Origin of the sequence: Salmonella sp. SAL03688 (assembly GCF_046551895.1) — a bacterium.
Classification (GTDB): domain Bacteria; phylum Pseudomonadota; class Gammaproteobacteria; order Enterobacterales; family Enterobacteriaceae; genus Salmonella; species Salmonella enterica.
Genome location: NZ_JBGDVI010000052.1, coordinates 1 through 1,259, shown reverse-complemented (window position 1 = coordinate 1,259; position 1,259 = coordinate 1). Strand labels below are relative to the sequence as shown.

Sequence of the window (1,259 nt, the reverse complement as noted above, 5' to 3'; positions counted from 1 at the left end):
TGATCCTACCCACGTAATGTGGACACAGCCCTAAGCGAGGTTCTGGTTTTCAAATTGTTCCGGACTGAGACCGCCACAGGCACTGTGACGACGCCACCGATTGTAATCGCACTCGATATAATTAAACACTGTTGTCCGCATTATTTCCCGGCTGGCAAAGTCCTCTCCGTGGATACATTCCACCTTCAGCGTGTGGAAGAAACTTTCCGCACAGGCATTGTCGTAACAGCAACCCTTTGCGCTCATGCTACCGTACAGATTATGCCGCTTCAGCAGCGCCTGATAATCCGCTGAGCAGTACTGCCCTCCACGATCTGTGTGAACGATGACATTTTCCGGGCGCTTACGCCGCCACAACGCCATCTGTAGCGCATCGCAGGCCAGCTGTGCCGTCATCCGTGATGACATTGACCAGCCGATAACGGCACGCGACCACAGGTCGATGACGACAGCCAGATACAGCCAGCCTTCATCAGTACGTAAGTAGGTGATGTCACCCGACCATTTCTGGTTTGGACCGCTGGCGTAAAAATCCTGCTTCAGCAGATTCTCTGATACTGGCAGACCATGCTCACGGTAACTGACCGGGCTGAACCGGCGCGAGGCTTTCGCCCGCAGTCCCTGCCGACGCAGGCTGGCCGCCACGGTTTTTATGTTATATACCCGTCCCTGAGCACGAAGCTCATCCGTCAGGCGTGGCGCACCATAGCGCTGTTTTGTGTCACTGAATGCCTCCCGGACGACGTTATCACAGACAAGACGGAACTGCTGACGCCGGTTTATCTGATGACGACGCTGATGCCAGACGTACCAGCCACTACGGGCAACCTGAAGTACACGGCACATGGCTTTGATACTGAACTCAGCCTGATGTTTTTCGATGAAGACATACTTCATTTCAGGCGCTTCGCGAAGTATGTCGCGGCCTTTTGGAGAATGGCCAGCTCCTCATCCCGTTCAGCCAGTTGACGCTTCAGACGGGCAATCTCAGCGGACATCTCCTGTTCGCGTTCAGAAGAAGAGTGCTGATTTTGCTGTTTGCTTCGCCAGTTGTAGAGCTGTGATTCATACAGGTTAAGTTCGCGGGCAGCTGCGGCCACACCAATGCGTTCAGCCAGTTTCAGGGCTTCGTGACGAAATTCAGGCGTGTGCTGCTTACGTGGCTTTTTAGTGGTTGATGCAGGTTTTGTCATGTGAGTCACCTCTTACTTGAGAGTTTACTCACTTAGTCGCGTGTCCACTATTGCTGGGTAAGATCA

Annotated in this window: 1 protein-coding gene; it reads right to left on the bottom strand. The window is 53.4% G+C overall.

Features of this window, described 5'->3' with window-relative positions; all coding sequences use genetic code 11:
• Positions 1 to 30: 30 nt before the first annotated feature.
• A protein-coding gene (locus tag ACLJR2_RS23645; protein ID WP_086011251.1) for an IS3 family transposase occupies positions 31 to 1,193 on the bottom strand; the annotation gives its coding sequence in 2 pieces (ribosomal slippage) (positions 31 to 932 and positions 932 to 1,193; 1,164 coding nt in all).
• Positions 1,194 to 1,259 lie beyond the last annotated feature (66 nt).